Raw genomic sequence first — 21,684 nt, 5'->3', positions numbered from 1 at the left:
ATCGCTCAAATAAGAGTTCGATGTTCAGATCAGGCACAAGTCGGCGAGCTTCTTACGCATATCTGCCGGCATCGATGCAATCTGATCGCTTTTGCCTGGCGTGAGATCGGGAGGAGCGTCGTCTGCACTGAGATACCGCCAGCCTTGGAACGCGCGACGAGGGCTCGGGCGGACGGGAATGAGCGGCGGCGCGAAGAGCAGAAGACAGCACGGCGTGCCGTCGTCCTTGGTGCCGTCTTCAAAGCCGACGAGCTTCTGCCGCACGAGAATGACGCCCTTCATGACCCAGTAGATCGAACCGCCGGCGAGCAATTCGGTCGTTCGTTTCGGCGATTGGAACGTTCGATGATAAACGCAGCGCTTGCCGTCGTGGGTCTTATAGGGACGATGTTCGGTCTGCCAGGCGGCCAGATCCTCGATCGTGCTGGCGCCGACGCAGAGCTTGACCAGGTGCAGTGTCATGGGAACCGTTTTTGCACCAGGACAGGGTGCCGGGAAAGGGTAAACGGCAACGGGACGATCCGCATCCGCTCAGGGCTTGGCAACGCAGGTTCCGGCGTACTGGGCGAAAACCGGCTGGCCGAAAAGGCCAAAGTGCCGCGAATGCACGGCCGGAAATTTCCCGGTCGCAGGGTCGCGGTCATAAATGGTCGTAAGATTGAGAAAGCCCTCGTTCACGACCTCGAGGAAATGATTGGCGTTTATCGCCCGTACAATTTTGAGATTGGCGGCTGTGCGCCCATCGAGAATAAGCGACGCCGACTGATGCTCGAGATCGATGCCTCCAATCTCGAACTTCAAGTCCTTTGGCGGAGCGGCTTGATACTTACCGGCATCGTAAGTCCAGGCGTAGCCGTTGTCGAAATCACACGTGACATGCCCCGGTATGTTTTCTTGGGCGAAAGCCGCCGCCGGGCTCGCCAAAAGCGCCACGATCAAAGTTCCAATCCGGCAATTCAGCATCGCAATATTCCGTTTCGCAAGAAGTCCCCTAACCGGCATTCGGAAAACGCCGGGAATCGTAGCAACCTGAACGCGGCCGTCGTCGATGCCGCAGTCGGGTGTCGTCTGCACTCGCGGTTTGCCTTCAGACCGCCGCGGATATGGTATGGGCTGCGACCCTAACCTTTATGGCGAGAGGCCATGCGACCAACAGCTTTATTTATCCTGCTTTCATTGGCGATGGCGTTGCCGTCTGCCGCCCATGCCAAGAAGCAGAAACCGGATACGCCGGACGACAAGCTCAATTGCAAACAGATTTCAGGCCGGATGCAAGTGCGCATTCTGCAACTCCGCGGTTTCGCCGATAGGAAGCAGGCCTCGGGCTTGGCGCGCGGCATACAGGCGGGCATGGCGGCGACGTTCGGTAATCTTTCGCACGGCACCGACCCGCAAGGCGCTTACGCCGAGGATATCAAGTCCCTCCAGGCGTACAATCAGCGCCTCGTCGCGATGGGTTGCAAGAGCTACGACCTCGACTCGGAACTCAACAAGACAGACCTGCTCGCAACTCCGTCGCCGACCATTCCCGCGCCGAAAAAGAAGAAAGCCCCGGCTAGCGCTCAGCCCGCAGCCGCACCGGCGCCCGCGGCAACGAACTGAGGTCCATTACGTCCGGCTGACCAAGGCGGCATTTGGCGATAAGCTAGCCGCATGACTGACCGCGACACTGCTTCCTCCCCTGTGGGAACCGTCATCCCCTGGCCTCCACTGCTGCTGGCCGGCGCAATCGCGCTCGGCTGGACGCTGACGATTGTGGCGCCGTTGCCGTGGCCTGGGATCGACGACGCCCCCGCGCACTGGCTGGGCCTCACTTTCGGAATTCTCGGAATTTTATTGATCGTCTTTGCATTCAGGGCGCTCGCGGCAAATCGAACGACGATCCTGCCGCACAAAGCCCCGACGGTGCTCGTGACGACGGGCCCCTACGTCAGGTTCCGCAATCCGATCTACCTTGGCGAAGTCTTTCTCCTCCTTTATGGAGCCGAGATCACCAAATCGATCTGGTTCGTCGTGGCCGCGGGGCTGTTCGCCGTTCTGGTGACGGCGCTGCAAATCATTCCGGAGGAGCGCCACCTGGAAACGATCTTTGGCGACGCGTATACCGACTATAAATCTCGCACACGGCGCTGGATTTGATATCTGACCCGCCATGAGCACCGATCTCGCCGAAAAGGAACGTGAGTTCATAGCCGCGCTCGCCGAGGACACGGGCCGCGACCTCGCCGGCTGGATGACGGCGATCGGCGAAACCGGCCTCACGCAACGCAACGACATCATCGATTGGCTTCGCCACCAGGGCTTTCAGTTCCAGTGGGCCTCGTGGCTCGAGCGCATTCACCACAACGATGGCCGGCTCATCTATGCCGACACTGGCGGCCAGATGCGAACGGCGAGCCGCCAACCCTCGCCCAGGGACGTGGGGAGGGATGCAACCGAAGAACCACCCGCCCGCGCACGGCCATTCCGCGATTGGAAGCCCCAACCACCGCCGCCTCCTGTGGCGCCAACGCCGCCGCCAGTGATCGGCGACCCGATCCAGAACCTCCTGAGCGACGCCAAAGGCTTGCGGCCACTTGCCGAGCATGTCCTCCGCGAAGTCGGCCGCGCCGTCCCCGCGACCGAATTTGCAGCGACGGCCACATTTGTTATGATGTCCGCCCCCATCCCCTTCGCCGCGTTGCATGCCGGGCCAAAAAAACTGCGTCTTTACGCAAATTTTGGACCTGCGGGCGTCAATCGCAGCATACCCGCGGAACCGGCGAACAAAAGCGCCCCGCCGTTCCGGGAGATGCTGGTGCTGGACGATGTCCGCAACGTCGACGAGGACTTCCAGCGCTTGATCCGCGCGGCAGCGGCTCGATAACAGTGGCGAGCCCCCCGTTCGATTGCATCTACCGTGTACGGCGGGCACCATTGATTTGCCGGAATTTTCGCGCCATTGCGGCTGTGGAGGCGTCGATGTCGGCAAAGCAGGGACCCGCAAGGGCTCGATATCTCGCGATTATTTTGATGCTTGGGCTGTCGAGCGGCGTTAACGCCCAGACCGCGAAGCGCGACGCCATTGCTGATTGGCTGAAGACGGTCGAAGGCAAGACGGCGGCGGAAGCTCCCGAAAACGCGCTCGATCCCACCAAAAAATCGACGAAGCCCGAGATGCCCGCGCCGCCCGCAGCGATCGCCGATCCGCGCGATGGCGATCCCCAGTACGAGCAGGCCAAGGCGCTGATGACCGCGATCGACGCGATCCTGAGGGATGCGGCGACGACGCGTGTGGGCGCGAGTAAACTGCCGAGCCGCGACGAATTCATCATCCCTCCCTTCTGGAAGGAGACGCGCGAAGATCGCAACGCCAAGGTTCGCGATCTCCTCGATGCAGCACTTGCGATCGTTACCAACGCGCCAGTCGTCGAAGTGCAAAAGCGGGTGGAAGTCCTACGTCACAACATCCGCGAACTCGAGGACGCGAACGTCAAGCTGAAGGAGAAGCAGCTCGTTGCCCCAAAAGACGCGACGCTGCCCGGCATCCTGAATGACACGGTCGCCTCGATCGAGGACCAGATTACGGAGAACAAAAAAAGGATCGAAGCAAACCGCGCCGAGATCAAAAGCCAAAAATCCGAGATCGCTTCGGCTCTGAAGAACTCCGGCATCGATCTCGCTCCAGATCAAGTCGATCTGTTGCTCGACAGCGTGCTCTCGGGCGATCTCGTCCGCCTCGTCGCCGTTTTCAACGCGGCGAAAATGATCGACGGGCAACTGGCAAAGCTGATCGGCACGACCGGCGATAACATGGAGGCGGCCCGGCGCTATTTCGCCATGCACGCCGCCCTCTTTGCGATGCTGGTCCAGGCGCAAGACGCGACCATCACGAAAATCGACACGCAGTACCTGCCGAAACTCGACGCCATCATTGCCGACATCGCAGCCGCGCGTACCCGGACGGCCGAATTGATGAAAGCCGAAAATCGGCCCGACCAGCAGCGCGCGCTCGAGTCCAACCGCGCGAGCCAGCAGGTCGCCGACGAAGCGGCAAAAGCATACAAGCGCTATCTGCAGCAGCAGCGCGAACAGATTGCCGGAGCGCGCCTCAAGGCCACGCACGACCTGAAGATCGCGGATAACACCTACGAGACGGTGGAAGCGAGCGTGCAGCTTCGAAATTTGATTCGCGAAAGCTCGACATCGTTCGAAGCAATTCAGAAACTCGAAGCCCCAAGCTTCGAGCAAATCTTCAAAAGCGATGAGTTGCGTAGGGAATTCGAAGATTTGACGCGCAAACTCGACGTCCCCGCGAGCTGAAAAGCCTGTGTAACCGGGCGCCGAGGCTTCTGTTTCCGTGCCGCATCGACTATGTTCCCGCTCGGACTATTACGTTGTCCCATGATCAGGCATGCGATGGTGTTTTCGGGACAGATTAGAGAGAGCGCGGCGGCAACGAAGACGTTCGCTTCGCTGCGTGTCGACCACCGCGTGCTGTCGACGCCGACGCGAACGATCGCGATCTCCAACATTTCGACGGTCAGCGTCGGAACGCACGTCACCGCGCGGCCGACGGCGCTCTTCTGGCTGCTCGCGGCCTTGTTCCTCCTGATGACTTTGGGTTCGATGCGGCCGGACTTCTCATGGGGTCCGCTGACGCCCACCGGCGCGACGGTGGTACTTGGTTTCATTGCACTCGCATTCGCGGGCCTCGCGGTTCGTCCCGAAGATAAAACGCACTATCTGTTGATCTCTTCGAACGATGGGATCCTCTCGCGATTTTCCGCGCCCGACCGCTCCATTCTTGAAGAAGTCCGCAGCATTCTCACCGAGAAGATCAACCGCAACGACGAGTCGATGACGTTCAGCGTCGACTTCGAACGGGGCCAGATCGAAAATCTTGGGCCCGCCCACTCCGGCGGCCGCGCGGCCCAGCCAGGCAATAGCGGCGCCGCTCCGGACCGAAATTCACAGCCTGCCGCTCAGAGACCGCGCCCGGGTCCAGGCCAAGGTCCGGCGGAAATCACCGGCCCTGCGGCCCGTCCGCAGCAGCAGCCGCAACCGCAGCGCGGCCAACCGGCACTGTCATCGGCGTTGAACGGAGCGGCGGCGCCCAGCCAATCGGCCGACGCCTTCATCGATTACACCGGCGTCCTCCCGGCAATCGTCGAAATGCACCGCTTCTATGCGCGCCAGGCAGGCACCCAGCATCTCGAACAACGCCTGTCCGAACTCGAGTTGCTCATGCGCGCCGGAACGCCGACCTCGGCACAGAAAGTCAGGTTGCGCGAGCTTTCCGGCGAGATGTCCCAAATTCTCGGAGCCTATCCGCAAGCCGTCGAACTCTTCGACCACATCGACGGCCTCGTCTGACGAACGCCCTATCGCCGGTACTGGACGAACTCCGTCAGCTGACCGACGCGGTCGTAAAGCTTGCGAGCCGTCGCATTGTCGTCCTGGGTCGCCCAATACGTCCGGTCCGCACCGCGGCGATCCGCTTCCGCGTATGTCGCCGCGATCAGCGCCTGGCCGATGCCCTGCCCGCGCACGTCGGACGCGACGAAGAGATCTTCAAGATAGCAATACCACGTGGTCGACCACGTCGACCGATGGAAGACGAGAGCCGCAATGCCGACGGCGCGTCCCTCGGCGTCGCGAGCGATCAGGGCCATCATGTTGTCCTCTCGGGAGAGAAGACGGCGCCACGTCAGCGCGATCACATCCTTGGGCACGCTCGCCTTGTAGAAAGCGATGTAATCCTGAAAGAGCTTTAGCCACTCTTGCTCGTCGCTTGCCACCACCGGCATGACGCTGACCGCCATCTGCTGCACCTTCCAATTTAACGTTTCTGTGACGCGGTTTGCCTCTATGCAGCACGCGGCACGCGATGTCAGCCGGCCTGCACAACCGCGGTCCTGTCTGCCATTTAACCGGCGCGCCCGTTATCGCGGCTATTCAGTAACAGAAGAAAAGCGATCGATGGCCTGTAATGCCCATTCCTTGAACATTGATGTGCTCGCCCGTACAAGTGCAGCTTCGTTCTGGGCACGAAGCGAGAAAGATGCGGCAACCTTCGATTTACATTGCGGCCTTGGCGTCGCTTTTGGCGCTTGCAGCGTACAATCCGCTTTCGGCCGAGTTCGAAGCCGGAGACTCCGTTAAGTTGGACGCCTGCGCCGGTGATACGACACACTTGGGCGTCTCGCGCGTTGTCGAAATCGACCCGGCAGCGGGCTATGACATTGGCGGCGACATCCGCGGCGCTCAGCAATTGCTCAACGATGGCGAAGTCGTCCTGACGTTCGACGACGGCCCGGCGCGGTCGGTGACGAAGCCAATTCTCAAAGCGCTCGCCGATCAATGCACCAAAGCGACCTTCTTCATGGTCGGCCAGATGGCGCTCTCCGATCCCGCGATGGTGCGGGAAGTAGCGGCTGGCGGGCACACCGTCGGCACGCATACGTGGTCACATAAGAATCTCCGCGCCGTCTCGCTGGCCAAATCCCAGCAGGAAATCGAAGCTTCGATTTCGACGGTATCGCTGGCCAAGGGATCACCAGTCGCGCCCCTTTTCCGCTTTCCCTATCTGAACGGAACCAAGCAGACCTCGAGTTATCTCAAGGACCGGAATATCGGAGCGATCTGGGTTGACGTCGACTCCAAGGACTACCTGACGCGTAGCCCGAAAGTCGTCGAGCAACGCATCCTTGCCCAGCTTGCGAAGACCAAGAAGGGCATCATTTTGATGCACGATATTCACGCGTGGACTGCCGCCATGCTCCCCAATCTATTGAAGGAACTTCAGGAGCGCGGCTTCAAGGTCGTTCACTTCGTGCCCAAGGGACAGATCGAGACGATCGCGTCCTACGACGACGCGGCCCTTAAGGCGATCGCTGCCAAGGCTGCAAGAAAGGCTGCAAATCCGATCGCGACGCGCTCGATCGTATGGCCGATGTCCCCGGCGCCGACGCCGTCGGAGGAAACGGACGTCGCCGCAATGGCACCGCCTGGATCGAAGCACAAAGCGGTCCGCTACAAGAAAATCTCGACCAAGCCGTCGATTTCGGAAGGTCYATCGGGCGAAACTTCGGAATCTCCGGCGTCTGCCGCCAAATCCAAAAAGGGCAGCAAGCCGAAGGAACCGGATTTGCCCTGGTCGTTCTTCAACTGACCGTACGCTAGCCGCACGATGATCGATCGTGCGAACGCGCCGCCTACGCGCGCCGGTGCGGCCCCATGGTCCACGACGCGCTCCGAGCGCAACCCAACAATCGGGTGCCAGAGAATTCACGAGGCCGGATTTGGATTCGGCGGCGGGGCGCCCGCCATTGGCGTTGTTGGTGACGCTTCCGGAGGCGGCATGTGAGCCGAGATTGCCTCTCGCAGAGCTTGCTCCTTCGTATGATCGAGCGACGTCTGCAGCAGCTCGCCGCCCGTGCCTTTGATCGCCTCCAATACCTTGTCTTCCGTCATCTTCCGGATTTCGACAAACAGGGCGGCACTTCCGGGCTTCAGCTTGGACGCGAGCTTCTTCATGAAGTCGTCATTGATGCCATAGTCGGCCAGTGCCCCGCCCAGCGCGCCCGAGGCGACGCCGACTGCCGCGCCCAATAACGGCATCAGAAAGATCAAGCCGACCAAGGTGCCCCAAAAGCCGCCGGTTACAGCGCCAGCCGCCGTCGTATTCAAAAGCTGATTGAGCTTCACCTTGCCGTCTTCACGCCGCACCGCGATGACGGCATCGCCGATCGACAGCAGATACTGATTTTGAAGATCGAGAAGCTTCGCGCGCATTTCCTCGGCTTTCGCCTCGGTCGGATAAACGATGACGATCAGATCGGACATGGCGTTCTCTCCAGCGTTGATGGGCCCCGCGTTGATGAGCGTGCTGATCTTGCGCCGAACGATCCAACTTCATTGCCAAGGAAATAGATCAAATTGGACGATGTCGGCTTGCCCGGCTCATGCGGCAACCATCGCAGGGCGGTAACCATCGCATCTGCATGAACGTTCCGGCCATTCCGGTTTTCGAGAAGCGCGCCGGCGCATCACCATTGCTTTCTGAATTTTAAGGCGTTGGACGGCTTCCGGAAAGATTGGCGCAGGCAAATTTAGAGTTCCCCCGATGCGCCTGAACGCGCACGTCCCTCATTGCATCAGGCCTCATTTATTTAGGAACGACCAAGATGAATGACACGGCAAGCACCCCCAAAGTGAAGGGCATTATCGCTTCGCACAAACGAACGCTGGCAGCCTGCGCCGCAATTATCGCCGCGCTCGGCACGACCGCAGTCTTTGCCAACAATAGCAACCTGCCACGCTCTTCAATGCTGACGCCGGTCGCGAACCTCAGCGCTTCCACTTCCAATGACCAAGGCGAGCCCGGCTTCGCCAACCTCGTCGAACGAGTGAAGCCCGCGGTCGTTTCCGTGTTCGTCAAATCGGAACGGATCGATGACGTCGCAGATGCGGCGGGACAGGACGACGGAGACAATCCGCTTCAGGGTCCGCCTTTCGACTTCCATCAACCCGATCCGCAGTCGGAACAGGGCAATACCGAGCCTCGCAAGCATCTGATGCAAGCGCAGGGCTCCGGCTTCTTCATTTCCGCAGACGGCTATATGATTACCAACAATCACGTCGTGGATCACGCCAAGACCGTCGAGATCGCGATGGAGGACGGAAAGCGCTACCAGGCGAAGGTCGCCGGCACTGACCCGAAAACGGATATCGCCCTTCTGAAAGTGGAGGGATCATCCGACTTCCCGTACGTGCGCTTTGCTTCGCAAGCGCCACGCATCGGTGACTGGGTTGTGGCGATGGGCAATCCGTTCGGCCTAGGCGGCACCGTCACCGCCGGCATCGTGTCCGCCAATGGACGCGACATCGGCGCCGGTCCTTACGATGATTTCATTCAGATCGACGCCCCGATCAATAACGGCAACTCGGGCGGCCCGAGCTTCAACCAGAAGGGCGAAGTCGTCGGCGTGAACACCGCCATATTTTCACCCTCCGGAGGCTCGGTCGGCATCGCGTTCGACATTCCCGCCGAAACAGCAAAGCGCGTTTCCGACCAGCTCAAATCATCGGGTCAGGTCGTACGCGGTTGGATTGGCGTATCGATCCAGCCGGTGACGGCCGATATCGCCGACAGCCTCGGCCTGAAGGAGGCGAGAGGCGCCTTGGTTGACGAGCCGCAAGACGGTGGCCCAGCACTCGCGGCCGGCCTCAAGTCGAAGGACGTGATCGTTTCGGTAGATGGAAGGCCGATCAAGGATGGACGCGACCTTGCCCGCACGATCGCCGCCATCGCGCCCGGAAAAACGATCAGCATAGCCCTCATTCGCGACGGGCACGATAAAACGGTCGACCTGACTGTTGCGGGCTATCCGAGCGGCAAGACGGCTGAGCTCGCGCCGCCTGCCGGCAGCGATACGAAGCTTGGCATGACGCTCGCGCCAGCCAATCAGGTGGAAGGTGCAGGCCCCGACGGAGCCGTCGTGGTGACCATCGATCCCGACGGCAAAGCCGCCGATAAGGGCATCCAGAAAGGCGACATCATCCTCTCTGTCGGAGGCAAATCCGTATCGGGCCCGCACGATGTGACGAAGGCGCTCCAGGAGGCCAGGAACCAGAGCAAGCGCGCCGTTCTGATGCAGTTGAAGACGGCTCAGGGCAATCGCTACGTCGCCATGCCGACCGCTTAAGACCGAGCGCGTTAACATTGGAGGCGGAAAGCGATTCACCACGCCACCGGACGAGCATCGGCACAAAAAAAAACGGAGCCCGCCCGCCAATAGTTGGCGGACGGCTCCGGATGGAAGCCTTGCTCAAGTACGTAAGCACTTGAAAATTAATGGTGCGGTTGAAAGGACTCGAACCTTCACGCCGTTTCCAGCGCTACCACCTCAAGGTAGTGCGTCTACCAATTCCGCCACAACCGCAGTTCAGACCCGTAAGATCTGGAATTCGCGAAGGGCTTGGCGTTGCCCCGTCCCGCGAAGACGCCGACGTAACAGAGCCCTTCCACAAACGCAAGCGGCAGTTTGACAGGATCATGTCGAACTCATCGGCTCGGACTCACTCTATATAATGGGCGGGTCACGAAAGCTCCGCGCCGAGCCGTCGAAACAGCGGTCGTTTCGCCCATTTTCGAGGTCCGCCATCGTCAATGAACCATCCAGATTAACGCCGATGCCATCCAAAATATCGATTGCAAACTCGTCTGCCGCCGTCGATTGGACCGTTAGCAATGGCTACGTCGAATATGATCGCGCCCTCGACATCATGGCGCGACGGACGGCGGCGATCCGGGAGGGCCGAGCGAAGGAACTGGTCTGGCTCTTGGAACATCCGCCGCTCTACACGGCCGGCACGGGTGCGAAGGAAAAGGACCTTCTGAATTCCGGTTCGCTCCCTGTTTATCAAACGAACCGCGGCGGTCAGTTCACCTATCACGGCCCGGGTCAGCGCGTGGTCTATGTGATGCTTGATCTCGAAACGCGCGGCCGCGACATCCGCGAGTTTATCACTCGTCTGGAAACATGGCTGATCAACACCCTCGCCGAGTTCAACGTGACGGGCGAAACCCGGCGTGATCGCGTCGGCATCTGGGTGAGACGGCCGTCAAAGGGCGAAATGATCGAGGACAAGATCGCCGCGATCGGTCTGCGCGTTAGCCGCTGGGTATCGAGCCACGGCATTGCCCTCAACGTCGACCCGGATCTCTCCCAGTTTAGCGGGATCGTCCCGTGCGGCATCCGCGATCATGGCGTGACGAGCTTGGCGGACCTCGGCTTGCCCGTGACGCTTTATGATGTCGACGTCGCACTACGCGGAAGTTTTCAACAGATTTTCGGACCGACGAGGCTCGTTGAGCCGGGCAAAGCGCTGGAAATCTAGTCTGAAAGCGGACGATCGCCCCCGATCGCGGCCCCAAAAAGAAAAAGGCGCCTGCATCCGATGGGGACACAAGCGCCAAACAGGCGATGCCGCAACCTTTCTCTACCTTATCTTCCTCTCTCCCGCTTTCGAGGCGCTGCCAGCGGGCGGCGCGAGCCCCTTTTCGGGAGAATCGTAGTAGAGAAATCCCTCTTCGACCGAGACGCTTTCCGAACCTTCGAGTTCGTACTCGGCATTCACACTATCGTTAAGGCGGATGATGCAGCTCTTCTGACAGACCCCGTCGATCACCTTACCTATTGGCAGAATCTCATCTTGGTGAGATGAGCCCTGGGTGATGGTGAGCTTGACCTCGTTATCACCTCGGTTGGTAATCGTGGCTGCAGAAGCAGCCGAGGTCATAAGAAGAACTGCGATCGCGCTAGCCGTAAGAGCCAGAAGGTCAAAACGGCCGCTCCTGCGATCGCGGCAGAAATTCATTACTTCTTCTTCTTAGCTGCCTTCTTGGCAGGGGCCTTCTTGGCGGCTTTCTTTGCAGCTTTAGCCATTTTGAATCGTCCTTCCGTTTGATCGTTGACAGACGCACGTCTGTCGACCCGACTCGAGTCAGGTCGACTTGACATTGATAAGATTCAAGACAATGCACAAACGAAATTTGACGTTTGGTGATATCGGAAATTTCGATAGATGAGTTTTTCCACGCCTCGATGAGGATCACACGCGATGGACGTCAATCTCGCTCGCACTTTTCTCGTCGTCGCTGAGACTGGAAGCTTCGTCGACACCGCACGCAAACTGAACATTACCCAATCAACCGTCTCCGCACGCATCAAAGGCCTCGAAGACCTGTTGGGACGGCCACTTTTCACGCGTTCCAAGTCCGGCGCGGAACTAACCGGCGCCGGGGAACTCTTCCAGAAGCATGCGCTCGCGATGGTCCGCGTTTGGCAGCAGGCTCAGCTGCAGGTCTCGCTCGCCGATCAGCATCCCGAGCACGTCTCGGTTGGCGCACCGATGAGCCTTTGGGGTGGATTCCTATTGAAATGGGTCACGGGACTGAGGGTTCAGATCCCCGGGATCGCCGTTTCCGCGACTGCCGGCTCGTCACTGATATTGAGCCAGCGTTTGATAGAAGGAACGCTCGATCTCGCGATCATGTACCGGCCCTCGCCTCCCCCGGGCCTGACCATCGAACACCTTTTTGACGAAGAGTTTGTTTTGGTTTCCTCGGCGAAACCGTCAGCGCGGCGCGGAGTTAACGACTATCTGCTCGTCGATTGGGGCGCCGATTTCCTGCAGGATCACGCGGCCGCATTTCCGGAGCACGCCAACCCCGCGATCAGTCTCGATCTCGGACCGATGGGCCTCGATTATCTTCTGGCGAACGAGTGCTCGGGGTATTTTCCGGCGCGAATGGTGCGCAAACTGATCGCGCGCGGCCGGGTGAGAGAGCCCAAACGCGCAAGAAAATTCGTTTACCCGGTCTATATGGTCTATCCAGAAACGCGGAACGAAGAGGCATACGAGCCTATTCTGCGGGGATTGAGGCGAGCGGCCGCGAAGCTCGGCTGATCGCTATCTGTCTTTTGCCTGGCGGCCGGCTCCCCACAGGGGAGTCGCCAGGCACAAAAGTAATCTCTTCCCCGGCGGCCGGCATCGCCAATGTGATGCCGCCAAGCGCAATGTGATCTCTCTTGGGCGGCAGGCCCCGCAGACGTGGACCCGCCAGCCACACACCGGAAAACTTAGGCGAACTCGAGGATGACCGCGTCGACGGCAAGGCTGTCGCCGGGTTTCGCGGCAATCTTTTTCACTTTGCCGTCGCGCTCGGCCTTCAAGATGTTCTCCATCTTCATGGCCTCGACGATCGCCAGATTGTCTCCTGCCTTGACCTCTTGGCCCTCGGAAACGTTCACGGCCTTGACCAAACCCGGCATCGGACACAGCAGGAACTTCGACATGTCGGCCGCAACCTTGACCGGCATCAGCGCGGCAAGCTCGGCCTCTCGCTGCGTGTAAACGTACGTCGGCGCCTGAATGCCGCGATAGGAAAGCGTCATGCCGTTGGAAATTGGACGCACCTGAACGGCGACATCTGCCCCGTCGACCGTACCAAACCAGACGGGTTCGCCCGGCCACCACTCCGACGTGATCTCCATCGTCTTCGTCGGCTGGCCGTCGCCGTCGAGGATCGACACGTAGTAAGGCCCAGGAATCACGCCCAGAACTTCGAGCTCGACCTGCGCCGATCCGATCCTGACGATACGGCGCTTGGCAAAGCTGACCGAGTGGCCCGACATCTGATCCGTGATGTCGCGGCGGCGCGTATTGCCGAGATGATCGATCGTCCCCGCCACCGCGGCGAGCGTGATCAAATCCTTGCCCTCGGGCGCCCGGGGCACAAATCCTTCCGGGTATTCTTCCTTGATGAAGCCCGTCGAAATCTTGCCGGAGCGCCAGCGCGGATGCTGCATCATCGCTGAGACGAACGGCACGTTATGCTGAATGCCGTCAATATAGAACGCGTCGAGAGCGGCCGCTTGCGCATCGATCGCCTCTTCTCGGGTCGGCGCATGCGTGACGAGCTTGGCGATCATCGGGTCATAATACATCGAGATCTCGCCGCCCTCGAAGACGCCGGTGTCGTTCCGAACGGTGACGCCGTCCTTGCTGCCTTCAGCCGGAGGCCGGTACTTAACCAAACGGCCGATCGAAGGCAGGAAATTCCGGAACGGATCTTCAGCGTAGACCCGGCTTTCGACGGCCCAGCCCTTGAGCTTGATGTCCGCCTGCTTGAACGGAAGCTTCTCGCCAGCCGCAACCCGGATCATCTGCTCGACGAGGTCGATGCCGGTCACGAGTTCCGTCACCGGATGTTCGACCTGGAGACGCGTGTTCATTTCAAGAAAATAGAACGAGCGGTCCTGGCCGGCGACGAATTCGACGGTGCCGGCGCTGTCGTAGCCGACGGCCTTCGAGAGGGCGACGGCCTGCTCGCCCATCGCCTTGCGGGTCTTCTCGTCGAGCAACGGTGACGGCGCTTCCTCGAGGACCTTCTGGTTACGGCGCTGAATGGAGCATTCGCGCTCGCCGAGATAAACGACGTTGCCGTGCTTATCGCCCAGCACCTGAATTTCGATGTGGCGGGGGTTCTCGATGAACTTCTCGACGAAGCAACGGTCGTCTCCGAACGACGACTTGGCCTCGGAACGGGCAAGCTCGAAACCTTCCGCCGCTTCTGCTGCGTCGTAGGCGATGCGCATACCCTTGCCACCGCCGCCCGCGGAGGCCTTGATCATGACCGGATAGCCGATCTGGTTCGCGATCTCGACCGCGTGCTTAGCATCCTTGATTTCGCCCATGTAGCCGGGGACGGTCGAGACGTTGGCGGCGGCGGCCGCCTTCTTGCTCTCGATCTTGTCACCCATCGCAGCGATGGCTCTCGGATTGGGCCCGATGAAGACGATGCCGTTTTTCTGAAGCTCGACCGGAAACGCCTCGCGCTCCGAGAGAAATCCGTAGCCCGGATGAACCGCCTCGGCGCCCGTCGCTTTGCAGGCCGCGATGATCTTATCCATCAGCAAGTAGGACTGATTGGCGGGCGCGGGACCGATATGGACAGCCTCGTCCGCCATTTCGACGTGAAGGGCGTCTCGATCGGCATCCGAATAGACCGCGACCGTCTTGATGCCCATTTTGCGCGCCGACTTGATAACGCGGCAGGCGATTTCACCGCGATTGGCAATCAGAATTTTCTTGAACATCGGCGGGTCCCGGTCCTTCCCGTAAGCACTTTCAAGTGCCTCAGCTTGTCGCAAGGCAACACGCCCTTCTAGAGGGTGTGGAAGGCGTCGTAAACACGCCACGAGTAGCCCGATGCCACTAGCTGTGCGATCCGCTGCCGCACGCCTAAAGATCGTTGGCGACCGCCGTTCACCCGGCGGGTCTGGCGGTCGCTGAAGAGAGACGGGTTAACGCCTCAGGCGGCGTCGCCGAGCCGGCAGACGGCCTCGGTGAGGACAGGGTGAATCCGCGGGCTTTCCTGATTCAAATAGGAGACCAGCGCCTTCTCGCTCGGGCTCAAGCGGCCGTCGCGTCCGAGACGGCTGACGAGCCAAGTCGCCTCCGCTTCGGTGATTTCCTCATGCGTGATGATCTCGATGCGCTGATGCTCGAGCCGGGCCAGCGCCCGCTCCTCTGCCGTCTGATCGTGATAGGCGTCCTGCACCGAAGCCAAGTTCGACTGCACCATCGCCAGGAGTGCGGCGAGAACGGACGTCTGCTCTTCCGGCTCCTCGAGGGTCGCTTCCTGCCGAAGCGCCTCCTCACGCGAGGGAACTGCGTAGCCCGATGCCGCCATCATGACGTTCGCGATGGCCTTAACGAAGAGATCGGTCCATGCGGGATTGGGCGCGGACGCCGAAATCGCTTCGTCGATATCGAATAACACGTCGGCTTCCGCGCGCGTCACCGCGACGTTCCCATCACCCGCGAAGGCGTAAAGCATGCGACGGAGAAGATCGACCTCGCCTTCGCTGATCGTGCGGGCTTCGAGAGCTTTGCCATCGCGCAGCGGACCCGCCCCGTCGACGACAGCGTGCTTCACCTGCTCCAGCGCGAACTTGACGAGACTGACCGGCGCCCAGCGCGCCTTGTCGAGGACATTGACGACAAGTTCGAGCTCGGTCTTCGTGTTGACCTTGCCGTCTCTGGAAACGCGATCGATCAACCAATGACCGTTGTCGGCCGTGACGTAGCCGCGCGGCGCTTCCTGATAGACGATATAATCGGTGATGGCCTCGATGAAGAATTCGGGCCACTCGACGTGATACGCATGGCAAGCGTCGTTCAGCGCGAAGAGAATTTCCGCTTCATCCGCCGAGATGATGCCATCATCATAAAAGACGCGCCGCAAATGCAAAATATCGGTCAACCCGATCGTTTGACGCTTTAACATCTCGTTTATCGGCAGCGACCGCAGCCCACTCATCGAATGCCCCCACACCCAGGCCAACTACATGGACTGAAGCGTAGGTCGTGATACTTAATTGCGACTTAAGAGCCGCACGAAATTGGACACCCAAAAGGGCCGTCGATGGCACTGTGGCGCGACCATCACAGACAGCTAAAGACGTTCGGGGGCCGCAGCTCCCCGCTGCGACCCCCGTAACCTCCCGTCATGCTCCCGCGTGCGCGACGGGTAAGTTTCGAAAAGAGTTATCTACACCTCAGAATGAATGGTTGCTGAAGGCTCTCCCGGGCCTCTCGGACACTCGCGTCCGGCGGCCGGCTCCCCAGAGGGGAGTCGCCGGACGCAAGCAAAAATCATCGCAAATAATAAAGCCCGTCCGGAAGGGGGGATTTCCGAACGGGCTCATCCGGCTGAGTGCGGTTCTGGGCGCACGCGGCCAGTGGAATTGCTCCTGCCGGCAGGAGGCAAAACCTCCGCGGCTCGGTCGCTCGCCGCAAAGCCGCGTGATCCCGCAATCACTTCGCTTCGCAGTCGTTAAAAGAAGAACGAATGCCACCCGGACATCCGTCGCCGCGGCGATTGAATAAGCGTCGGTGACCGCGAAAAAATTCCCGCGATCGAACTTCAGGCCGCAAGCTGCGACACGAGCCGCGCGCGCGATTGCGGGAGCGTTTCTCCGCGCGGGAGTAAAAGATGCTTTTCGATGAAATGCCCGGTGAGCGCAAACCCGAGACTGACGTCCTGCGTCGTCACCGCGCCGGATCGCTGCTTCGTCAGGAACTGAGGAAGCGCCAGGAGTTTGTCGCGATAGGGTTCGCCCGCCGATGCCGAGACGGCGCGACCGGACTTCGGCGAAACGTAGATAAGCTGATCGTTGCTCCCCGTTGCCGCGCACTGGCTGAGATCGAGGCCGAAGCCAAGCTCATCGAGGAGCGCCATCTCCCATCTGACGAGAAGCGCCGGCCACACGGTCGCATCATTGAGAAAGCCGAGAACGAACAGCGTGATCTCGTAAAGATTGGGATGCGGATCGCGCTCAGGGAGAAGCCGCGTGAGGGTCGTGATGGAGGAAAGCGCCATCAATGCCTGCGCGTCATCCATCGCCTCGGCGGCGAAAGCGCGGCGCATCTCGACGCTCATGCTCCCGAGCTGGTCGACGAGACGCGCCTTCCATTCCGCATCGATGTGGTTGCCCGGCTGAAGAACAGGACGCAGCCGTCGCGAGCGGCCGCCATGCACGAGCCCCATGTGCCGGCCGTGTGCTCTCGTCCATAGATCGACGATCGCCGCAGTCTCGCCGTGGGGCTTTACCGAAAGAACAATGCCTTCATCGGACCATTGCATATGGGCTCAGGTACCGGCGCCTTACGATTTGGGGAAAGGCAGACCCATTTCCCGATAACGCTCAGGGTCGCTTTCCCAGTTCTCTCGCACTTTGACGAATAGGAACAGATGCACCCGGTGGCCTGCCATTTCCTCGATCGCATGCCGGGCCGTGCTCGAGATTTTCTTGATCGTATCGCCGCCCTTGCCGAGCACGATCTTCTTCTGGCTGTCGCGTTCGACGTAAATCGTCTGTTCGACGCGCGCCGAGCCGTCCTTCAGGCTTTTCCAGTCCGTGGTCTCGACGGTTGTCGTATACGGCAGCTCCTGATGCAGGAAGCGATAGACGCTTTCGCGCGTCATCTCAGCCGCTTGCGTCCGCATCGGCACATCGGTGACATCGTCTTCCGAATAGTGCCACGGCCCCGGAGGTACGAGATTGGCGAGATAGGATCTGAGATCCTGGATGCCCTGACCTTCCGTCGCCGAGATCATGAAAATGCGGTCGGGAGCGAGCTGCTCATCGACCATTTTTGCGAGCGACAAGAGCCTCGGCTTGTCGTCCACGCGGTCAATCTTGTTCAACACGACGATCTTCTTCATGCGAGCTGATTTGAGCCGCTCGATGATGCCCTTTACATCGTCGTCGATGCCGGCTGCCGCATCGATGACGAGCAGAACCGCATCCGCGTCTTCGAGCCCGCCCCATGCCGCGTCGACCATCGCTCGGTCCAGACGGCGCTTCGGAGCAAAGATGCCGGCAGTGTCGATGAAAACGATCTGGCTGTTGCCTTCAATCGCGATACCGCGAATGGGCGCCCGGGTCGTTTGAACTTTGTGAGAGACGATCGCTATCTTCGCGCCGACAAGCGCGTTGGCGAGCGTCGATTTGCCGGCATTGGTCGGCCCGATGATGGCAACGAACCCGCATCGCTGGTCGGCTGCCTCGACCGGTGCAGAACCTGTAGTATTGTTAGACATCGCCTATGCGCGCTCCTACGCCTTCTCGGGTTAGAAGAGCAGTTGCTGCGGCCTGCTCAGCAATGCGCTTCGATGCCCCCTCGCCCTGTGCGGGCGCCTTACCCGCGATCAAGACTTCGGCCGTAAATCGCGGCGCGTGATCCGGCCCGTTGCGCGCGACGACCGTATATCGAGGGAGTGCCAGCCCCTGACCCTGCGCCCATTCCTGTAAGGCCGATTTGGCATCGACCGACACTTCCGGAACGAGTTCGGATTGTTCGCGCCAGAGCCGGTTGACGACGCCGCGCGCCTTCTCGAACCCGCCGTCGATGAATACTGCACCGAGCAGGGCTTCCGCGGCATCGGCAAGGATCGTTGTTTTGTTTCGGCCGCCACTGTCGGCTTCGCTTTCCGAAAGAATGAGATGGTCGCCGAGCCCGATGTTGCGAGCGACCTTGGCGCAGGCCTCCCCGCGGACGAGGCGATTGTAACGCCGGGCGAGTTCGCCCTCGCTCGCATCGGGATACTGCCCGTTGAGCGCCTCCGCGATCGCAAGACCGAGAACGCGATCGCCGATGAATTCCAAGCGTTCGTTATCGAACCGGGCAACTTTCCCGCCGCGAACGCTCGCATGCGTCAGCGCACGCTCCAAGAGCGCGGGATCCTTGAACTTATATCCCAGTTTGGTTTCGAGTTCTTTGAACTTCCGAGGTCTTAGCATGGCGCAAATGCCGCGTGGCGGTCACCGCACGAGATTGAAGAACCTGTCCCAGCGGATGTCAAACGGCCACGTCCAGGGCGCATACCACCGGAAGGCATCGGGCTCATCGACTTTAGCGGAGAAGAAGATGATCTCGGCACGACCGATAAAATTCTCATAAGGGACGAACCCGACGGCGCTTCGAACACGACTGTCGGTGGAATTGTCGCGATTGTCACCCATCATGAAGAAGTGACCCTCAGGAACCTTGTAGACTCCCGTGTTGTCATAGGGTCCATTCGGGTCGCTATCGAGAACTTTGTACTTCACGCCATTCGGAAGTGTCTCCTCAAACACCGGAATGGTCCGCTCCCGGCCCTCCTCGAACGTCGTGAATTCGCCCGCGGGCTCCTTGGGAATGGCAGCACCGTTAATGAAGAGCTGGCCGTTCTTCATCTGAATTTCGTCGCCCGGCAGGCCGATGACCCGCTTGATGTAGTCGGTCGAGTTATCCCGCGGCAGCTTGAAGACGGCGACATCGCCCCGCTTCGGTTCGGCGCCGAAGATCCGCCCTTCGAAGATGTTGGGACTGAACGGGAACGAAAACTTGCTGTAGCCATAGGATAGCTTCGAAACGAAAAGGTAATCGCCGATCAGCAGCGTTTCTTTCATCGAGCCCGAGGGGATATTGAACGGCTGATAAAAGAAGATGCGGACGAACATCGCAATGGCGAGTGCTTCGACGACGATGACGAGTGTTTCAAACCAACTCGATCTCGACGTCTTAATACCAACGCTCATCCGCAGGCTCCTCTGGGCCGCCAGGCGGCATTGGCCGGGGCTCGCTTCTTGTTAGGCGGTCCGCTATAGCGAGTTTGCCCCTGAGCCGCAACGACGGCTACAAACCTGACAAAACCGTAAGGAATAACAGCTACTCAACGCTGGCGGACCGCCCATGTAGCTTAGCGCGTCCAAGACGTTTATAGCCGCGGCGAAATGGTCAGTCGCGTTGATTTTCCTGATCTCTTACCGCGGAAATAATCACGATGGCTTGGGCCATCGGATATTCGTCCGTCAAAGTGACGTCAATGCGGGCCTTGAAGCCCGTCGGTATCAATCGCGCGAGCTGATCGGCCGCGCCCCCCGTGAGCGCCAATGTCGGACGCCCGGACACGGCATTCACGACGCCGATGTCCTTGAGATGCACACCGTAGCGAAATCCGGTCCCAAGAGCCTTCGAACCAGCCTCCTTTGCCGCAAACCGCTTTGCGAAAGTTCGAGCCGAATGCGCCCGTGAGAATGCCTTCCGGCGCTCTTCCGCCGTGAATACACGGTTGAGGAAACGATCGCCAAAGCGCGCGATCGTTCGCTCGATCCGCCGGATATCACAAAGATCGTTGCCGATCCCGATGATCATCCCGCTCCCCGCATGGAGAGCGCTTCTCGCGCCTCATCCATCAGCACGCGCATGCGCCGGACGGCCATGGAAAGGCCGCCGAAGATCGCCTCCCCGATCAGGAAATGCCCGATATTCAGCTCCACGATTTCCGGGATGCGCGCAATCGGCTGCACCGTGTTGTAGGTAAGTCCATGCCCGGCATGAACTTCGAGGCCGGCCGACGCCGCGGCATGCGCCGCTTTCTTGTGCCGCTCGAGTTCGCGGACGACGCCAGCCGCATCGTGGTCGAGAGCGAGATGGCAATATTTGCCGGTATGAAGCTCGACAATGTCGGCGCCGACTGCCGACGCCGCCTCGATCGTCTTGAGATCGGGCTCGATGAACAACGATACCCGAATGCCGGCATCCTTGAGTTTGGCAATCAATGGCTCGAGAGATTTCGCCGACCCTCTGACGTCGAGGCCGCCCTCGGTCGTTCGCTCCTCGCGCCTTTCCGGCACAAGGCAGCACGCGTTCGGCACATGGCGCAACGCAATCTCCAGCATCTCGTCCGTTGCCGCCATTTCCAGATTGAGCGGCCGCGTCAGCTCGTTCTTGAGCCGCGTGATGTCGCTATCGGAAATGTGCCGGCGATCTTCGCGCAGATGCGCGGTGATGCCGTCGGCGCTCCCTTCGATCGCGAGATGAGCCGCGCGCAGCGGATCAGGATGAACACCACCGCGCGCATTTCTGAGCGTCGCGACATGATCGATGTTTACGCCGAGCCGCAACGCGCGAGCGGGCGTTGTCGTCGATTGACTGGTTTCCGGGAGCTTACGGTTAACCGCCACGTGCTTTTGCCACCAATGATGAGGAAAGAACTGCCCTGCCGCCGATCGGTCAGTGGAGCCTGCGGTGCCGTTGGAAAACGCGCACCGCCCGCCGTGTAGGATAGTAGCTAAACACCGCCGCTATCAAGCCGACGAGAAGACCACCGACGATCATCGGCTCGACGATCGGAGATAGATAATCGACGGCCGTATTGAGCGTCTCCGGCGAAGGAGCGCTCAACGTCGCGCCGAGCGCGTTGGCCGTATCGGTAAAATGATCGGCCGCGTAGGCGGGATCCTGCCCGAGAAGAAGCGCCCCCGCGAAGTACGACCCGCTCCAGATAGCCGGCCAACTCAGAGGATTGCCGACAAAGGTCCCGAGCACCGCAGCGGGCATGCTGACGCGAAGGACGAACGCGAGCGCAAAGGCGAGAATGGTCTGGACGCCGAGAAACGGGGTAAAGGCGCTAAAAACGCCGATCGCAAAGCCGAGCGCCACCTGATGCGGCGTCGCGCGAAGAAGAAGTACTCGCCGCCAGAAGAACCGGATTTTCGCGCGCACGGCAGCTGTATTGAACAGCCTGGGACCGTCGCGCTCTCCCGATGCTGTAAGCTTCTCGTTCAACCCACAACGATC

Annotated in this window: 23 protein-coding genes and 1 tRNA gene; 9 read left to right on the top strand and 15 right to left on the bottom strand. The window is 60.3% G+C overall.

Annotation, left to right across the window (positions count from 1 at the left end):
* Positions 1-24: 24 nt before the first annotated feature.
* Positions 25-462, bottom strand: coding sequence for a DUF1489 family protein (locus tag AC1DK3_RS13830; RefSeq protein ID WP_477192758.1), 438 nt, complete (start codon positions 460-462; stop codon positions 25-27).
* A 69-nt stretch (positions 463-531) separates the two neighbouring features.
* The gene (locus tag AC1DK3_RS13825) at positions 532-1,074 is read right to left on the bottom strand and encodes a hypothetical protein (RefSeq protein ID WP_477192757.1); all 543 of its coding nucleotides are present in this window, start codon (positions 1,072-1,074) and stop codon (positions 532-534) included.
* A 69-nt stretch (positions 1,075-1,143) separates the two neighbouring features.
* On the opposite strand from AC1DK3_RS13825, the gene AC1DK3_RS13820 reads away from it, so the two are divergent.
* From AC1DK3_RS13820 to AC1DK3_RS13800, 5 genes are all read left to right on the top strand, one after another.
* Positions 1,144-1,602, top strand: coding sequence for a hypothetical protein (locus AC1DK3_RS13820; protein ID WP_477192756.1), 459 nt, complete (start codon positions 1,144-1,146; stop codon positions 1,600-1,602).
* 51 nt (positions 1,603-1,653) lie between these two features.
* Positions 1,654-2,139 (top strand): methyltransferase family protein, encoded by a 486-nt coding sequence (locus AC1DK3_RS13815; RefSeq protein ID WP_477192755.1) that lies wholly within the window; start codon positions 1,654-1,656, stop codon positions 2,137-2,139.
* A gap of 13 nt (positions 2,140-2,152) precedes the next feature.
* Complete coding sequence (locus tag AC1DK3_RS13810) at positions 2,153-2,866, top strand: hypothetical protein (protein ID WP_477192754.1); 714 nt, start codon at positions 2,153-2,155, stop codon at positions 2,864-2,866.
* A gap of 95 nt (positions 2,867-2,961) precedes the next feature.
* Positions 2,962-4,302, top strand: coding sequence for a hypothetical protein (locus AC1DK3_RS13805; protein ID WP_477192753.1), 1,341 nt, complete (start codon positions 2,962-2,964; stop codon positions 4,300-4,302).
* Positions 4,303-4,383: 81 nt separating this feature from the next.
* Complete coding sequence (locus AC1DK3_RS13800; RefSeq protein ID WP_477192752.1) at positions 4,384-5,355, top strand: DUF6232 family protein; 972 nt, start codon at positions 4,384-4,386, stop codon at positions 5,353-5,355.
* A gap of 8 nt (positions 5,356-5,363) precedes the next feature.
* On the opposite strand, the gene AC1DK3_RS13795 is transcribed toward AC1DK3_RS13800, so the two are convergent.
* On the bottom strand, positions 5,364-5,804 hold the full coding sequence (locus tag AC1DK3_RS13795; RefSeq protein ID WP_477192751.1) for an N-acetyltransferase family protein: 441 nt from the start codon (positions 5,802-5,804) through the stop codon (positions 5,364-5,366).
* Between the two features lie 239 nt (positions 5,805-6,043).
* Here AC1DK3_RS13795 and AC1DK3_RS13790 point away from each other — a divergent pair, with 239 nt between their 5' ends.
* Complete coding sequence (locus AC1DK3_RS13790) at positions 6,044-7,153, top strand: polysaccharide deacetylase family protein (RefSeq protein WP_477192750.1); 1,110 nt, start codon at positions 6,044-6,046, stop codon at positions 7,151-7,153.
* Between the two features lie 116 nt (positions 7,154-7,269).
* Here the strand turns inward: AC1DK3_RS13790 and AC1DK3_RS13785 are convergent, their stop codons facing one another.
* The gene (locus AC1DK3_RS13785) at positions 7,270-7,827 is read right to left on the bottom strand and encodes a DUF1269 domain-containing protein (RefSeq protein ID WP_477192749.1); all 558 of its coding nucleotides are present in this window, start codon (positions 7,825-7,827) and stop codon (positions 7,270-7,272) included.
* Between the two features lie 341 nt (positions 7,828-8,168).
* On the opposite strand from AC1DK3_RS13785, the gene AC1DK3_RS13780 reads away from it, so the two are divergent.
* Positions 8,169-9,689 carry a Do family serine endopeptidase gene (locus AC1DK3_RS13780; RefSeq protein WP_477192748.1) on the top strand — a complete coding sequence of 507 codons (1,521 nt, stop codon included), beginning with the start codon at positions 8,169-8,171 and terminating at the stop codon, positions 9,687-9,689.
* Between the two features lie 150 nt (positions 9,690-9,839).
* Here the strand turns inward: AC1DK3_RS13780 and AC1DK3_RS13775 are convergent.
* Positions 9,840-9,926: transfer RNA gene (locus AC1DK3_RS13775), tRNA-Leu, on the bottom strand.
* Positions 9,927-10,074: 148 nt separating this feature from the next.
* Between AC1DK3_RS13775 and lipB the strand changes: the two genes are divergently transcribed.
* The gene (gene lipB / locus AC1DK3_RS13770; protein ID WP_477192747.1) at positions 10,075-10,884 is read left to right on the top strand and encodes a lipoyl(octanoyl) transferase LipB; all 810 of its coding nucleotides are present in this window, start codon (positions 10,075-10,077) and stop codon (positions 10,882-10,884) included.
* 102 nt (positions 10,885-10,986) lie between these two features.
* Here lipB and AC1DK3_RS13765 read toward each other — a convergent pair whose 3' ends face one another.
* Complete coding sequence (locus AC1DK3_RS13765; protein WP_477192746.1) at positions 10,987-11,364, bottom strand: hypothetical protein; 378 nt, start codon at positions 11,362-11,364, stop codon at positions 10,987-10,989.
* Between the two features lie 243 nt (positions 11,365-11,607).
* Here AC1DK3_RS13765 and AC1DK3_RS13760 point away from each other — a divergent pair, with 243 nt between their 5' ends.
* Positions 11,608-12,456 (top strand): LysR family transcriptional regulator, encoded by an 849-nt coding sequence (locus AC1DK3_RS13760; RefSeq protein WP_477192745.1) that lies wholly within the window; start codon positions 11,608-11,610, stop codon positions 12,454-12,456.
* Between the two features lie 173 nt (positions 12,457-12,629).
* On the opposite strand, the gene AC1DK3_RS13755 is transcribed toward AC1DK3_RS13760, so the two are convergent.
* The 9 genes from AC1DK3_RS13755 to AC1DK3_RS13715 all read right to left on the bottom strand — a co-directional run bounded on the left by AC1DK3_RS13755 (position 12,630) and on the right by AC1DK3_RS13715 (position 21,672).
* Positions 12,630-14,648 (bottom strand): acetyl-CoA carboxylase biotin carboxylase subunit, encoded by a 2,019-nt coding sequence (locus AC1DK3_RS13755; RefSeq protein ID WP_477192744.1) that lies wholly within the window; start codon positions 14,646-14,648, stop codon positions 12,630-12,632.
* A 215-nt stretch (positions 14,649-14,863) separates the two neighbouring features.
* Positions 14,864-15,841 carry a hypothetical protein gene (locus tag AC1DK3_RS13750; RefSeq protein ID WP_477192743.1) on the bottom strand — a complete coding sequence of 326 codons (978 nt, stop codon included), beginning with the start codon at positions 15,839-15,841 and terminating at the stop codon, positions 14,864-14,866.
* Between the two features lie 639 nt (positions 15,842-16,480).
* Entirely contained in the window at positions 16,481-17,200 is a 720-nt protein-coding gene (recO, locus tag AC1DK3_RS13745; RefSeq protein ID WP_477192742.1) for a DNA repair protein RecO, read from the bottom strand.
* A 21-nt stretch (positions 17,201-17,221) separates the two neighbouring features.
* Positions 17,222-18,160, bottom strand: coding sequence for a GTPase Era (gene era / locus AC1DK3_RS13740; RefSeq protein WP_477192741.1), 939 nt, complete (start codon positions 18,158-18,160; stop codon positions 17,222-17,224).
* Complete coding sequence (gene rnc, locus AC1DK3_RS13735) at positions 18,153-18,860, bottom strand: ribonuclease III (protein WP_477192740.1); 708 nt, start codon at positions 18,858-18,860, stop codon at positions 18,153-18,155. The genes era and rnc overlap by 8 nt, the downstream gene beginning before the upstream one ends.
* A gap of 21 nt (positions 18,861-18,881) precedes the next feature.
* Positions 18,882-19,640 carry a signal peptidase I gene (lepB, locus tag AC1DK3_RS13730; RefSeq protein ID WP_477192739.1) on the bottom strand — a complete coding sequence of 253 codons (759 nt, stop codon included), beginning with the start codon at positions 19,638-19,640 and terminating at the stop codon, positions 18,882-18,884.
* Positions 19,641-19,839: 199 nt separating this feature from the next.
* A complete protein-coding gene (acpS, locus tag AC1DK3_RS13725) occupies positions 19,840-20,256 on the bottom strand; it encodes a holo-ACP synthase (RefSeq protein WP_477192738.1) in 417 nt (138 codons plus the stop codon).
* On the bottom strand, positions 20,253-21,068 hold the full coding sequence (locus AC1DK3_RS13720) for a pyridoxine 5'-phosphate synthase (protein WP_477192737.1): 816 nt from the start codon (positions 21,066-21,068) through the stop codon (positions 20,253-20,255). Before AC1DK3_RS13720 ends, acpS begins: the two co-directional genes overlap by 4 nt.
* Before the next feature lie 49 nt (positions 21,069-21,117).
* Positions 21,118-21,672 carry a DUF2062 domain-containing protein gene (locus AC1DK3_RS13715; protein ID WP_477192736.1) on the bottom strand — a complete coding sequence of 185 codons (555 nt, stop codon included), beginning with the start codon at positions 21,670-21,672 and terminating at the stop codon, positions 21,118-21,120.
* Between the last annotated feature and the right edge of the window lie 12 nt (positions 21,673-21,684).

Source organism: Hyphomicrobium sp. 01T421 (genome assembly GCF_056398805.1).
This window is presented reverse-complemented; position numbering and strand designations above follow the sequence as displayed.

Excerpts from the sequence above, each read along its gene's own strand:
- AC1DK3_RS13830 (WP_477192758.1), bottom strand. The coding sequence starts at position 462 with ATGACACTGCACCTGGTCAAGCTCTGCGTCGGCGCCAGCACGATCGAG.
- AC1DK3_RS13820 (WP_477192756.1), top strand. The coding sequence starts at position 1,144 with ATGCGACCAACAGCTTTATTTATCCTGCTTTCATTGGCGATGGCGTTG.
- AC1DK3_RS13815 (WP_477192755.1), top strand. The coding sequence starts at position 1,654 with ATGACTGACCGCGACACTGCTTCCTCCCCTGTGGGAACCGTCATCCCC.
- AC1DK3_RS13810 (WP_477192754.1), top strand. The coding sequence starts at position 2,153 with ATGAGCACCGATCTCGCCGAAAAGGAACGTGAGTTCATAGCCGCGCTC.
- AC1DK3_RS13805 (WP_477192753.1), top strand. The coding sequence starts at position 2,962 with ATGTCGGCAAAGCAGGGACCCGCAAGGGCTCGATATCTCGCGATTATT.
- AC1DK3_RS13800 (WP_477192752.1), top strand. The coding sequence starts at position 4,384 with ATGATCAGGCATGCGATGGTGTTTTCGGGACAGATTAGAGAGAGCGCG.
- AC1DK3_RS13795 (WP_477192751.1), bottom strand. The coding sequence starts at position 5,804 with ATGGCGGTCAGCGTCATGCCGGTGGTGGCAAGCGACGAGCAAGAGTGG.
- AC1DK3_RS13785 (WP_477192749.1), bottom strand. The coding sequence starts at position 7,827 with ATGTCCGATCTGATCGTCATCGTTTATCCGACCGAGGCGAAAGCCGAG.
- AC1DK3_RS13780 (WP_477192748.1), top strand. The coding sequence starts at position 8,169 with ATGAATGACACGGCAAGCACCCCCAAAGTGAAGGGCATTATCGCTTCG.
- lipB (WP_477192747.1), top strand. The coding sequence starts at position 10,075 with ATGGGCGGGTCACGAAAGCTCCGCGCCGAGCCGTCGAAACAGCGGTCG.
- AC1DK3_RS13765 (WP_477192746.1), bottom strand. The coding sequence starts at position 11,364 with ATGAATTTCTGCCGCGATCGCAGGAGCGGCCGTTTTGACCTTCTGGCT.
- AC1DK3_RS13760 (WP_477192745.1), top strand. The coding sequence starts at position 11,608 with ATGGACGTCAATCTCGCTCGCACTTTTCTCGTCGTCGCTGAGACTGGA.
- AC1DK3_RS13755 (WP_477192744.1), bottom strand. The coding sequence starts at position 14,648 with ATGTTCAAGAAAATTCTGATTGCCAATCGCGGTGAAATCGCCTGCCGC.
- AC1DK3_RS13750 (WP_477192743.1), bottom strand. The coding sequence starts at position 15,841 with ATGTTAAAGCGTCAAACGATCGGGTTGACCGATATTTTGCATTTGCGG.
- recO (WP_477192742.1), bottom strand. The coding sequence starts at position 17,200 with ATGCAATGGTCCGATGAAGGCATTGTTCTTTCGGTAAAGCCCCACGGC.
- era (WP_477192741.1), bottom strand. The coding sequence starts at position 18,160 with ATGTCTAACAATACTACAGGTTCTGCACCGGTCGAGGCAGCCGACCAG.
- rnc (WP_477192740.1), bottom strand. The coding sequence starts at position 18,860 with ATGCTAAGACCTCGGAAGTTCAAAGAACTCGAAACCAAACTGGGATAT.
- lepB (WP_477192739.1), bottom strand. The coding sequence starts at position 19,640 with ATGAGCGTTGGTATTAAGACGTCGAGATCGAGTTGGTTTGAAACACTC.
- acpS (WP_477192738.1), bottom strand. The coding sequence starts at position 20,256 with ATGATCATCGGGATCGGCAACGATCTTTGTGATATCCGGCGGATCGAG.